The sequence below is a fragment of the Pacificoceanicola niger genome (genome assembly GCF_048553275.1).
Classification (GTDB): domain Bacteria; phylum Pseudomonadota; class Alphaproteobacteria; order Rhodobacterales; family Rhodobacteraceae; genus Pacificoceanicola.
Window position 1 is genome coordinate 89,635 of the sequence record NZ_JBLZMW010000007.1, and the last position, 12,261, is coordinate 101,895.

At 63.0% G+C, this 12,261-nt stretch carries 12 protein-coding genes; 6 read left to right on the top strand and 6 right to left on the bottom strand.

Annotated features, from left to right (window positions below):
• Positions 1 to 35: 35 nt before the first annotated feature.
• The 3 genes from lysA to argH form a co-directional block, all read right to left on the bottom strand.
• Positions 36 to 1,304 carry a diaminopimelate decarboxylase gene (gene lysA, locus ACN2XU_RS10945; protein WP_419410476.1) on the bottom strand — a complete coding sequence of 423 codons (1,269 nt, stop codon included), beginning with the start codon at positions 1,302 to 1,304 and terminating at the stop codon, positions 36 to 38.
• Positions 1,305 to 1,381: 77 nt separating this feature from the next.
• Positions 1,382 to 1,693: a DUF2834 domain-containing protein gene (locus ACN2XU_RS10950; RefSeq protein ID WP_419410477.1), complete on the bottom strand. Its 312-nt coding sequence runs from the start codon at positions 1,691 to 1,693 to the stop codon at positions 1,382 to 1,384.
• 88 nt (positions 1,694 to 1,781) lie between these two features.
• The gene (argH, locus tag ACN2XU_RS10955) at positions 1,782 to 3,173 is read right to left on the bottom strand and encodes an argininosuccinate lyase (RefSeq protein ID WP_419410478.1); all 1,392 of its coding nucleotides are present in this window, start codon (positions 3,171 to 3,173) and stop codon (positions 1,782 to 1,784) included.
• A gap of 22 nt (positions 3,174 to 3,195) precedes the next feature.
• Between argH and ACN2XU_RS10960 the strand changes: the two genes are divergently transcribed.
• On the top strand, positions 3,196 to 3,756 hold the full coding sequence (locus tag ACN2XU_RS10960) for a TlpA family protein disulfide reductase (protein ID WP_419410479.1): 561 nt from the start codon (positions 3,196 to 3,198) through the stop codon (positions 3,754 to 3,756).
• 13 nt (positions 3,757 to 3,769) lie between these two features.
• On the opposite strand, the gene ACN2XU_RS10965 is transcribed toward ACN2XU_RS10960, so the two are convergent.
• Positions 3,770 to 4,675: a LysR family transcriptional regulator gene (locus tag ACN2XU_RS10965; protein WP_419410480.1), complete on the bottom strand. Its 906-nt coding sequence runs from the start codon at positions 4,673 to 4,675 to the stop codon at positions 3,770 to 3,772.
• Positions 4,676 to 4,763: 88 nt separating this feature from the next.
• Here ACN2XU_RS10965 and metF point away from each other — a divergent pair, with 88 nt between their 5' ends.
• Entirely contained in the window at positions 4,764 to 5,630 is an 867-nt protein-coding gene (metF, locus tag ACN2XU_RS10970; RefSeq protein WP_419410481.1) for a methylenetetrahydrofolate reductase [NAD(P)H], read from the top strand.
• A gap of 59 nt (positions 5,631 to 5,689) precedes the next feature.
• Here the strand turns inward: metF and ACN2XU_RS10975 are convergent, their stop codons facing one another.
• Positions 5,690 to 6,421 (bottom strand): aspartate/glutamate racemase family protein, encoded by a 732-nt coding sequence (locus ACN2XU_RS10975; protein WP_419410482.1) that lies wholly within the window; start codon positions 6,419 to 6,421, stop codon positions 5,690 to 5,692.
• A 76-nt stretch (positions 6,422 to 6,497) separates the two neighbouring features.
• Between ACN2XU_RS10975 and ACN2XU_RS10980 the strand changes: the two genes are divergently transcribed.
• The gene (locus tag ACN2XU_RS10980) at positions 6,498 to 8,192 is read left to right on the top strand and encodes a thiamine pyrophosphate-binding protein (RefSeq protein WP_419410483.1); all 1,695 of its coding nucleotides are present in this window, start codon (positions 6,498 to 6,500) and stop codon (positions 8,190 to 8,192) included.
• A 150-nt stretch (positions 8,193 to 8,342) separates the two neighbouring features.
• Here ACN2XU_RS10980 and ACN2XU_RS10985 read toward each other — a convergent pair whose 3' ends face one another.
• Positions 8,343 to 9,248, bottom strand: coding sequence for a LysR family transcriptional regulator (locus tag ACN2XU_RS10985; RefSeq protein WP_419410484.1), 906 nt, complete (start codon positions 9,246 to 9,248; stop codon positions 8,343 to 8,345).
• A 103-nt stretch (positions 9,249 to 9,351) separates the two neighbouring features.
• Between ACN2XU_RS10985 and ACN2XU_RS10990 the strand changes: the two genes are divergently transcribed.
• From ACN2XU_RS10990 to ACN2XU_RS11000, 3 genes are all read left to right on the top strand, one after another.
• Positions 9,352 to 10,602 carry an NAD(P)/FAD-dependent oxidoreductase gene (locus ACN2XU_RS10990; RefSeq protein WP_419410485.1) on the top strand — a complete coding sequence of 417 codons (1,251 nt, stop codon included), beginning with the start codon at positions 9,352 to 9,354 and terminating at the stop codon, positions 10,600 to 10,602.
• A gap of 57 nt (positions 10,603 to 10,659) precedes the next feature.
• Positions 10,660 to 11,637, top strand: a complete 978-nt coding sequence (locus ACN2XU_RS10995) for a TRAP transporter substrate-binding protein (RefSeq protein WP_419410486.1) — start codon at positions 10,660 to 10,662, stop codon at positions 11,635 to 11,637.
• Positions 11,638 to 11,733: 96 nt separating this feature from the next.
• The gene (locus ACN2XU_RS11000; protein WP_419410487.1) at positions 11,734 to 12,255 is read left to right on the top strand and encodes a TRAP transporter small permease; all 522 of its coding nucleotides are present in this window, start codon (positions 11,734 to 11,736) and stop codon (positions 12,253 to 12,255) included.
• Positions 12,256 to 12,261 lie beyond the last annotated feature (6 nt).

Consider the following 12,261-nt stretch of genomic DNA (forward strand, 5'->3'; position numbering starts at 1 on the left):
ACGGCTCCGGTTGGGGGCGCACCCCCGCCGGGGTGCTATAACCATTCAGGTAGCGTATCGCGGTTTATGATTTCGTCAAAGGTAGGACGTTTTCGGATGACAGCGAATTGATCGCCGTTGACCAGCACCTCCGGGATAAGCGGACGGGTGTTGTACTCGCTCGACATCACCGCGCCGTAGGCACCCGCACTGCGAAATGCCAGCAAATCCCCGGCCTTCATGGGCGGCATGAGGCGGCCCTTGGCAAATGTATCGCCACTCTCGCAGACCGGCCCGACGATATCATAGGGCAGAAGATCCACACCGGCGTCTGCCTCAATTAAAGGCACGATTTCGTGATGTGCATCATACATGGCCGGGCGGATGAGGTCATTCATTGCCGCATCAAGGATCATGAAGCTGCGGCCATCGCCCTGTTTGACGTAGATGATGCCGCTGACCAGCAGCCCGGCATTGCCCGCGATAAAGCGCCCCGGCTCGATCTCGATCTCGCAACCCAGATGCCCAACCGTCCGCTCAATCAACGCACCATAATCGGACGGCAAGGGCGGCGCCTCGTTCGAACGGGTATAGGGAATGCCGAGCCCGCCACCAAGATCGAGCCGACGGATCTCGTGACCATCGGCCCGCAGGGTCTCGGTCAATTCGGCAACCTTGCGATAGGCCAGCTCATAGGGTTCGAGGTCCGTCAGTTGGCTACCAATATGCACGTCGATCCCGATAACCTTCAGCCCCGGCAGCTTCGCCGCCTCGGCATAGACCTCCCGCGCCCAGGCAATCGGAATGCCGAACTTGTTCTCGGACTTGCCGGTGGCAATCTTGGCGTGGGTCTTAGCATCGACGTCCGGATTCACGCGAATGGTGATCGGCGCGACGACTCCCATGGCAGAGGCCACCTCCGAGATCGCCCGCATCTCCGGCTCACTCTCGACATTGAACTGCCGAATGCCGCCCTCCAGAACCGTGCGGATCTCCTCCCGGGTCTTGCCGACGCCGGAGAAAACGATCTTCTCCCCCGGCACGCCCGCCGCCTTCGCCCGCGCGTACTCACCGCCGGACACCACGTCCATGCCGGCGCCCTCCGCCGCGAGGGTCTTGAGGATCGCCTGGTTGCTGGCCGCCTTCATCGCGTAGCAGATCAAATGGTCCGGCGCCCAGCTGAGCGCTTCGTCGAACAGCCGGAAATGCCGCTGCAACGTCGCAGTCGAATAGACGTAGAACGGCGTGCCCACCTGCACCGCAATCTCGCTCAGCGGCACATCCTCGGCGTAAAGCGCGCCATCACGATAAAGAAAATGATCCAAAGCCGCCTCCTGCGCGAAACCCGCGCCGATGTAGCCCAGAGTGGCCGAAGGGGAAAGGGGCCTCCGACCCCGGCCCGTCAGAGAGGCCTGGACCGAAAATAAAGATAGAGCGGCAGCCCACAACTCACGCCGATGCAGAACGTCGCGGGAATGGCCAGAAGCGCCAGCAGATTGCGCCGCACGGCCACCTCCGCGAGAATCCACAACGTCAGCGTTATGGCGGCGATCGTCAGATCCCATGTCAGCCCGGTGGTCGATGCGTTGACGTACCACGCGTCGATCATCAGTCCGAAGTCCCATCCGTTCTGACTGAGGAAAGTGACGAAGTAGTACATCGGGTGCACCGCGCCCCAGAGCGCCAGCACCAGCCAAAGATACCGCAGGCTCATGGTCCCGCCTCTTCGCTGCCGGGCTTGACCGGTTCGCCGTCCGCGCCACAGGCCGCCAGGGCCAGGATCATCACAACCAGCAAGGCCCTCATCCCAGAGCCGCCTTCCAGCGCTTGACCTGCGCACGCACCTGTTCCGGTGCCGTGCCGCCATAGCTCATGCGCGAAGCCACCGATTTCTGCACTGTCAGCACGTCGAAGATCCCTTCCGTGATCGCGCCATTGACCCCCTGCATGTCCTCCAACGACAAATCGGGCAGGTCGCAGCCACGCTTTTCGGCCATCGCAACCAAAGCGCCCGTCACATGATGCGCCTCGCGGAACGGTAGCCCGGTTTCCCGCACCAGCCAATCGGCAAGGTCGGTCGCGGTGGAAAAACCCGACGATGCAGCGGCTTCAAGCTGCGCGCGGTTGCCGGTCATGTCACGCACCATGCCTTCCATCGCCGCGAGCGCCAGCATCCAGTTGTCCGCCGCGTCGAAGACCTGTTCCTTGTCTTCCTGCATGTCCTTCGAATAGGCTAGCGGCAATCCCTTCATGACCATCATCAAAGCCACATTCGCCCCGAAGATCCGTCCGATCTTGGCCCGGATCAGCTCTGCGGCGTCGGGGTTCTTCTTCTGCGGCATGATGCTCGACCCGGTGCTGAACCGGTCCGACAGCGTCACAAAGCGGAACTGCGCCGATGACCAGATCACCAGCTCTTCGGCAAAGCGGCTCAGGTGCATCGCGCTGATGCTCGCCACGCTGAGGAACTCCAGCGCGAAATCGCGGGACGATACCGCATCCAGCGAATTCGCCATCGGCCGATCAAAGCCCAGCGCCTCCGCCGTCATGTGCCGGTCGATCGGAAAGCCCGTCCCGGCCAGCGCCGCCGCCCCGAGGGGCGACTCGTTCATCCGCACCCGCGCATCCCGCACGCGGCCCAGATCGCGCCCGAACATCTCGACATAAGCCATCATGTGATGACCCCATGTCACCGGCTGCGCGGTTTGCAGGTGGGTAAAGCCCGGCATGACCCAATCGGCCCCTGCCTCCGCCTGCCCAAGCAGCGCTTTGATCAACGCCAGAAGACCGCTCTCCGCAGCGTCCAGTTGATCGCGCACCCAGAGCCGGAAATCGGTCGCCACCTGGTCATTGCGGGACCGTCCGGTGTGCAGACGCCCGGCAGGCTCCCCGATCACCTCCTTGAGACGCGCCTCCACGTTCATGTGAATATCTTCCAGCGCCGTCGAAAATTCGAACGTTCCGCCTTCGATCTCTGACAAGACCGTGAGCAAACCTTCCCGAATGGCCTCTGCGTCGCTATCACTAATGATACCCTGCGCGGCAAGCATCGCGGCGTGGGCCCTTGAGCCGGCGATATCCTGTGCCGCCATCCGCTGATCGTATCCGATCGAGGCATTGATCGCCTCCATGATCGCATCCGGCCCGGCGGCAAAGCGGCCGCCCCACATCTGGTTCGAGGATTTGTCCGACATCACGCTGTCCTTCGGAGGGAATATGAAAACTCTTGGTCTTGCGCTGCTCTATACCGCCTCTGTGGCGCTTGCAAATCCGGCGCTCGCCGACACGGCCGCCGCCGACGCCGCGCGCGCAGGCGACATGAAGAAGCTGACCTTTCATTCCGAGGCCAAACCGGCCGGCGAGGCCGATTTCATCACCTTCGAAGGCGCGCCTCTGAACCTGTCCGACTGGCAGGGGAAATGGACGCTTGTGAACTTCTGGGCGACGTGGTGCGCGCCGTGTCGTCACGAAATGCCAATGCTCTCGGCGCTTCAGGACGAACTCGGTGGCGACACCTTCGAGGTCGTGACAATCGCCACGTCACGCAATCCACCCGCCAAGATGAAGGCCTTCTTCGAGGAAATCGGCGTCAGTAACCTGCCGCTGCACCGCGACCCCAAGTCCACGCTTGCCCGTCAGATGGGAATCCTCGGGCTGCCGGTTACGGTCATTCTCAATCCCGAAGGAGAGGAAGTCGGCCGTCTGACCGGCGATGCGGATTGGTCGTCGGAGGAGGCCAAGGCCGTCCTGACCGCGCTGATCGGTGCGGAGGGCTGACCGGGCCGCGCCGTCAGCTCGTCTGCAGCTTCTTCGCTTCGATCCCGGCAAGACGGATCAGATCCGTCATATAGCCCTTCTCAAGATCCTCGCTTCGTGTCGCCGCATAGAGCCGCCGGGTCAGGCCCGCCGCCGTCAGGGGGCGGGTCACATAATCGGAATTGTACTTCACCTCGCGCACGACCCAATCGGGCAGCACCGAAACCCCGCGGTTCGACGCAACCAGCAGCAGGATGACCGCCGTCAGCTCCACCTGCCGGATCGCGCCAGGCTCCACCTTGGCCGGGGTTAGAAGCTGATTGAACACATCCAGCCGCGACCGCTCCACCGGATAGGTGATCAGCGTCTCGCCGCGAAAGTCCTCGGCCTCGATAAACGCTTTCTGCGCAAGCGGATGAGAGGCGGCGGCGACAAAAACCGGGCTGTAATCGAAAAGCGGCGTGAAAGTCACCCCGGGCAGGTTCTCCGGATCCGACGAGATCACTACATCCACATCCTCCTTCATCAACGCGGGCAGCGCGTCGAAGGCAAGGCCGGGGCGAATGTCCACATCCACATCGGGCCATGTCTTGCGAAAGCTCTCCAGCACAGGAAACAGCCATTCGAAACAGGCGTGGCATTCGATGGCGATGTGCAGCCTGCCGGATTTTCCGTCGCGCAGCCCGATGAATTCATCCTGAAGCGCCTCCACCTGCGGCAGCACCTGCTCGGCCAGCCGCAACAGCCGCAGCCCCGCCGCCGAAAGCCGCATCGGCTTGGAGCGACGGATAAAGAGTTCGACCCCCGCCTGATCTTCCAGACCCTTGATCTGATGCGACAGGGCGGATTGCGTGATGTGAAGCTGATCAGCGGCCCGCGCCAACCCGCCACAATCGTGGATGGCCTTGATCGTACGCAGGTGACGAAACTCGATATGCATGTCCGGCTCATAACGTTGATGAGATTTATGAGTTTGTCTCACAATGCTGAACATGCGACAAGGGGACAACTCAACGAGGTATGCTGCGATGATCCGCCCTGACGTTTCCTTCGAATTCTTTCCGCCCCGCAACATCGAGGCGACATTCCGCCTTTGGGACACCGTTCAGGTGCTCTCACCGCTCGACCCGCGGTTTGTCTCTGTCACGTACGGTGCCGGCGGCACGACGCGCGAACTGACCCGCGATGCGGTCTCTGCCATTCACAAACATTCCGGCCTGCGCACCGCCGCGCATCTGACATGCGTCAACGCCACGCGCGAAGAAACGATGGACATCGCCCGCGATTTCGCCGCCGCAGGGGTGACCGACATCGTCGCGCTGCGCGGTGATCCGCCCAAGGGGTCCAACGGCTTCCAGCAGCACCCCGGAGGTTTCGCCAATTCTATCGAGCTGATCGAAGCGCTTGCGGAAACCGGCGATTTCACCATCCGCGTTGGCGCCTACCCCGATCAGCACCCCGAAGCGCCGAACCTGCAATCCGACGTGGAATGGCTCAAATACAAGATCGACGCCGGCGCGACCGAGGCTCTGACCCAGTTTTTCTTCGAGGCGGAAACCTTCTTCCGCTTCCGCGACGCCTGCGAAAAGGCCGGGATCGACGCGCCGATCGTGCCGGGCATCCTGCCGATCGAAAACTGGAAAGGCGCCCGCCGCTTTGCCGAGGCCACCGGGACGAAGATCCCGGCCTGGGTTATCGAAGCCTTTGAAAAGGCCGAGCGTGATGGCCGCGAGGACCTGCTCGCCACCGCCATTTGCACCGAGCTGTGCTCCGATCTGATCGAGGGCGGCGTCGACAAGCTGCACTTCTACACGCTCAACCGCCCCGAACTGACCCGTGACGTGTGCTTTGCCCTTGGCGTTACACCCGAGGTCAAACTCGAACACGTGGCCTGACCCAATCCAAAGGCGTTTCCCTGTCTTGCCCGGCGTGGTTTTTCCGCGCCGGGCTTGATTTATTGTGGATATACGCGCGGCACCAGGCCGGACTGAAACCACGAAACAAGGCTGACAATGCTGTAGCACGGCAGGCCCGTGGCCGCCGTTATATCGGCGGCATAGGGGCACATGTTGGTGCACTCCAGCACGAAGGCCCCCAAATCCGGGTGCGCCGCCTGAAGCGCCAGGGCCGCATCGACATTGTCCTGCCGCGCCAGATCGACGTTGAGCTGGCGCTCGTTGCCCAGGATCGCGCGGGTGAATTCCGTTCCGCCTTCGGTGGTGCCAATGGGCGTGCCCTCCGGCACCCGCGCGCCGCGCAGATGCGCCTCCGTCAGCGTCGAGGCGGAAATCGTCAGAACCCCGGCGCGCTTGCCATGCGGCAGGATGCGGTTGACCATCTCCACCTGCATCAGCGAGGAGGTGAGAACCGGCACCGGCAGCGCCCGCGCCAGATCCTCCTGAAAAAGCGAGAGAAATCCGCAGTTCGTGGTGATCCCATCCACCCCGTCCCTGACCAGATCACGCGCCGCATCAAGGAAGGCAGGCAGCAAGCCCTGCGCCCCGCCACGCACCACCCGGTCCGGCGAAGCCTTGCGCACGATTCGGTACAGCACCGGAAAATCCCACGTCAGGGCATTGCCCATGTCGCCGGGAATGCGCGGAAATTCGGCGTCAAGCATCAGGATGCCCACGGAGGCGCCGTAGATGGATTTGCCGCCCTGCGCGATCCAATCCGTGTGTGTCATCGCCCGTTCACCTTGCAATTCGACTGATTTCGGATTCACTCTGCCAACGAATGGTGGCGCTGCAAAGGGGATTGGCATGGCTCAAGACAATCAAATGAACGGCGCCGAAGCGATGGTCCGAATGCTGGAGGCGCAGGGGGTTACCCATATCTTCGGCCTCTGCGGCGACACCACCCTGCCGTTTTATGACGCCATGCGGGGTCTGGATCATGGCATCACCCATGTATTGACCCGGGACGAACGCGCGGCGGCCTATATGGCCGACGGGTTTTCCCGCGTGACCGGCCGTGTGGGTGTTTGCGAGGGGCCATCGGGCGGCGGCGCGACCTATATCCTGCCGGGGCTGATCGAGGCGAACGAAAGCTCTTATGCGGTGCTGGCGATCACCACGGATATTTCCGTTGGATCTTATGGAAAGTTCCCGCTGACGGAGGTGGATCAGGACGCCCTGATGCGCCCGCTGACCAAATACAACACGGTGATCAAGCAGGCCGCCCATATCCCGCGCATGGTCCGCGCCGCGTTTCGGGCGATGACCTCGGGGCGTGCGGGCGCGGCGCATCTGGGCCTGCCCTATGACATCCAATACGATTCCGTCGATCCGTCAGACGTCTGGGGCGACATGGTTTTTTCCGCCTATCCGGCCCATCCCGGCGCGCCGGAAGCCGCCCGCGTCGCGGCGGCGACAGAGGCGCTCTTGACGGCGGAGCGGCCTTTGATCGTCTGCGGCGGCGGGGTGATCATTTCCGGCGCCTGCGCGGCGCTGGCCCGAATTGCGGACCGGCTGGACATCGCCGTGGCCACGTCGATTTCCGGCAAGGGATCGCTCTCTGACGACCACCCGCAAAGCCTCGGGGTGGTGGGGTCGAACGGCGGCACGCCTGAGACCTGGGAGATGATGCAGGACGCGGACCTTGTTCTGTTTCTTGGCTGTCGCGCCGGGTCCACGACGACTTCGCGCTGGACCGCGCCCAAACCGGGAACGCGGGTGCTGCATATCGACAGCGACCCGATGGTGATCGGCGCGAACTACCCGACGGAGGTCGGCGTGGTTGGCGATCTGCGGCTGGCTCTGGACGCGATGAACGCTGTTCTGGACGGCAAGGCCGACCTTCCGCAATTTGGCGGCGCGGCGCGCGTCGCCGGGATAAAGGCGCGGAAATTCGCCCGGTTTCAGAAGCTTGCCTCAAGTGCCGAGACCCCGATGCGGCCAGAGCGGCTGATTGATGCCTTGAACCGGTTGCTCCCGGAGCAATCCGTGGTTGTCAGCGATCCCGGCACGTCCTGTCCCTATTACAACGCCTTTGGACATCGGCCCAAGGCGGGGCGCAGCTTTATCACCAACCGCGCGCATGGGGCGCTTGGCTATGCACTCGGCGCCTCCATCGGCGCATGGTTCGGGCGACCGGACGCAAAGGTCGTCGCGATGATGGGCGACGGCAGTTTCGGCTTTACCTGCGGAGAGTTGGAGACCGCCGTTCGGTATAACGTTCCGGTGACCTTCATCGTCTTGAGCAACGCCAGCTATGGTTGGATCAAGGCCAGTCAGAAGGACGACAAGGGCGGGCGGTATTACAACGTGGACTTCGGCCGGACCGACAACGCCAAGGTGGCTGAGGGGTTCGGAGTGAAATCCTGGACCGTGGAGGACCCGGCGGATCTGGAGCGGGTGTTGCAAGCGGCGCTGGCGCATGAGGGGCCGACGCTGATTGATGTCATGTGCCAGGCGCTTGAAGAAAGTGATGCCCCTGTCATGCGGTGGATGGGATAAGCGCAGGACGCCCGCTCGGGGCCTGATCCGGCGTTTGGTACGATTCTTTGCCGAAACCGTTCAGGACTCGCCACCGCAGACGCCTACGGCGGCCCGTCAGGACTTCAGCGGCATTCGCCCCTGAAAGGCAACGACAGCACATCGCCCGGCTCAGAGCGGGCGATTGACCGCAATCTTGCCGAGGTCTTCCAGCAGGCTGTCGAGAAAGGCACTGCCGACCGAGGACAGCGGCCGGGCGCGGGAGGTGATGACTACCATGTCCATCTCGATCCGCGGCAGGAACGGACGGGAGACGAAACCACCCCGGGTTTCCTCTTCGAGGGCAAAGGGATCGAGCAGCGCCACGCCCATGCCCTCGCGCACGAACCCCAAAAGGTTGCGGAAAAGATGCGAGTGCACCCGCGTGTTCAGCCTCGCCCCCGCCTCGGCAAAGGCGGCGCGCAGGCGGCGATGGGTCATGTGATCCGGCCCCATGACGATGAACGGGTGGTTGTCGAGCAAATCCGGGGTGAGAACCGCGTGCCGCGCCAAAGGATCGCCCAGGGGCAATGCGATCCGGGTCTCGAAGTGGAAGGGGTGGATGTTGAAGGAATCCTGCAGGATCGGGCGTTCGCAGATGCCGATTTCAAACAGGCCGGAGGCGATCCATTCCTGGATCTTGGACGAATACTGCGATTGGAAGGTGATCGCCATGTCCGGACGATCCTTGGCGAAGCGCGCGATGAGGCGCGGCAGATAGGTAAAGCTGATCGAGTGTTGTGAGGCGATCTGAAGCTGGCCTGCCTGTTTGTTCTGCAGGTCGGTGACCGCCTGCTGCACGTGGTCGAGGCCACGAACCACGGTCTCGACCTCGCGGTAGAGCATCTGTGCCTCCGGCGTCGGCACGAGTCGGCCGCGCTGTCGTTCGAAGAGGCGGAAGCGGACCTCGCGCTCAAGCTGGGCCAGAAGATTGGAGAGTCCGGGCTGGGAAATGCCCAGTTGCGCGGCGGCTGCGGTGACCGTGCCGGTTTCGATGATGGCATGAAAGGCCTGAAGTTGTCGGAATCGCAAGGACATTTCCAATGGCATAACCTGAAGTGATGAATTCTTCAATTTTTTGTATTTGAAATGATGTGTCGCGCACGGCAGGGTCATTGAAACCTCGGGAGCATTGCATCAAATGAGCAAGACCATCGCCATTGTCGGGGCTGGGATCGTCGGTGTCTCGACCGCGCTCTGGCTTCAACGGGACGGGCACAAGGTCATCGTGATCGACCGGCTGGACCCCGGAGAGGGCGCCAGCCATGGCAACGGCGGCGTTCTGGCGAGCTGTTCGGTGGTGCCGGTGACGGTGCCCGGTCTTCTGGCGAAGGCGCCGAAGATGCTGTTCGATCCGAAACAGCCGTTGTTCCTGAAGTGGGGCTACCTGCCAAAGCTGGCCCCGTGGTTGGTGAAATACCTGCGCCATGGCAATGCGGAGGATGTCAGGCGGATCGCTGCCGCGCTGACCGGCGTCATCGGCGACAGCCTTGCCGATCATCAGGCGCTCAGCGCCGGAACCGGGGCGGAGCGTTACGTGGTGCCCTCCGATTATGTCTATCTCTACAAGGATCGCGCCGCCTATGAGGCGGATGCCTTTGGCTGGGCCGTGCGCCGCGAGATGGGCTTTGACTGGGATGAGCTGGAGGGGCCAGCATGGCAGGCCTACGATGGCGCGTTTTCCGAGGCCATCGGCTTTGCCGCGCGCTTTGGCAATCATGGCCGGATCACCGATCCCGGTGCCTATGTAAAGGCTCTCGCCCGGCACGTGGAGGCGCAGGGCGGTCAGATTTTGAAGGCCGAAGTGTCCGGGCTGGTGCAGTCCGGAGGCCGGGTCACCGGGGTGCGCGCCGGGGGCGAGACGATTGCCTGCGACGCGGCGGTTCTGGCCATGGGTGCATGGTCCAAAGGTCTGGCCGACAGCCTTGGTCTGGATGTGCCGTTGGAGAGCGAGCGCGGCTATCACCTTGAGTTGTGGGAGCCGAACATCATGCCCAAGGCGCCGGTGATGGTTGCCAGCGGCAAGTTCGTCGCCACGCCGATGGACGGGCGCATCCGGCTGGCCGGGATCGTCGAATTCGGCGGGCTGAAGGCGCCGCCGTCCAGCGCGCCCTTCGATCTGCTGCGCGAGAACATCAAGGCGGCGATGCCCGGCCTGACGTGGCAGCGCGAGGTCGAATGGATGGGCCATCGCCCGGCTCCGGCGGACAGCATCCCGGCGATCGGCGAGGCTCCGGGGGTGCGCGGCGCGTGGCTTGGCTTTGGCCATCACCACGTCGGGCTGACCGGGGGGCCGAAAACCGGGCGTTTGTTGGCCCAGATGATTGGCGGACGCAGTCCGAACATTGACGTGAGCCCCTATTCTCCGTCACGCTTTGCAAAACAGGCATAAAAAGCCGCGGGCCAACCGCAGCGCGATTCCAAAAAACCAACAAGGGAAGTGAAGAAAATGAAAAACATGACGAAATTTCTGGCCGCGACGGCGCTGACCGCCGTCTCCGCAAGCGCCGCAATGGCGGACAAGTGGGACATGCCGCTGGCCTATTCGGCGACCAACTTCCATTCCGAGAATGCCGCACAGTTCGCTGAGTGCGTGACCGCCGCCACCGATGGCGCGATCGAGATGGTCACCCATCCGTCCGGTTCGCTGTTTGCGGGCAACGACATCAAGCGCGCGGTTCAGACCGGTCAGGCTCCGGTCGGCGAGCGCCTGATTTCGGCACATCAGAACGAAAACCCGCTGTTCGGGATCGACAGCATTCCCTTCCTCGCGACCTCCTTCGACGCGCATGAAAAGCTGTGGGAGGTGGCCGGGCCGAAGATCGCAGAGGTGCTGGCGGATCAGAACCTTGTCTATCTCTACTCCGTGCCGTGGCCGCCGCAGGGTCTGTACTTCAAGAAGCCGGTGGAGAGCGTTGCCGATATGGAAGGCATCAAGTTCCGCTCCTACTCGACCGCGACGGCGCGCATGGCGGAGCTGACCGGGATGCTGCCGGTACAGGTCGAGGCGGCGGAACTCTCGCAGGCCTTGGCGACTGGTGTGGCGGAGAGCTTCATCTCATCCGGGGCGACGGGCTATGACCGCAAGGTCTGGGAGCATCTGACGCATTTCTACGAAGTCGACGCTTGGCTGCCGCGCAACATCATCTTTGCCAACAAGGACGCCTGGGACGCGCTGGATGAGGCGCAGCAGGCGGCCATGACCGACTGCGCCACAGAGGCCAAGACCCGCGGCCTGCAGATGTCCAAGGACTACACGCAGCTGACGCTGGATGGTCTGAGAGAGGGCGGCATGGAAGTCGGTCCGGCCAGCGATACGCTGGTTGGTGAGCTGAAAGAGATCGGCGAGACGATGACTGCCGAGTGGCTCGAAAGCGCGGGTGACCAGGGCAAGGCCATCGTCGACGACTACAAGGCGATGCAGTGACGCCGCGCCTGACCTTAGCATGAGGTCAGGCTCCTTTCACGGCCCGCCCCCAGTGTGGCGGGCCGTTTTTACCGTTCTCCAAAGCAGGGCTGACCCATGACCGCGATCCGCCGCGTGCTCGATACGCTATACTTGGCCGGGGGTGTGATTGCCGCCGTCTTCACCGTGTTGATCCTGCTGATCATCGTGGCGCAGATGCTGGCGCGCTGGACCGGGATGACATTCCCCGGCGCCGCCGATTACGCCGGATATTGCATGGCCGGGGCCAGCTTTTTCGCCTTCGCCTATGCGCTGAACCACGGGGCGCACATCCGGGTGACGCTCGCACTCTCCGCCATGGGCAAATACCGGCGCTGGGGCGAGACGTTCTGCTTTGCCGTGGGCGCGGCAGTCACCACCTTTGTGGCGCGCTATGCGTGGAAGTACATGATGCAAAGCTACAAATTCAAGGATGTGAGCCAGGGGCAGGACGCCACGCCGCTGTGGATTCCGCAGATCGTCATGGTCGTCGGCGCCATCCTTTTGGCCATTGCCTTCTGGGACAACCTGATCCGACTGCTCGTCACGGGCAGCACCAACGTCCGCGATGATCTCGTGGACCAGAGCCACGCGGAGTAACGGATC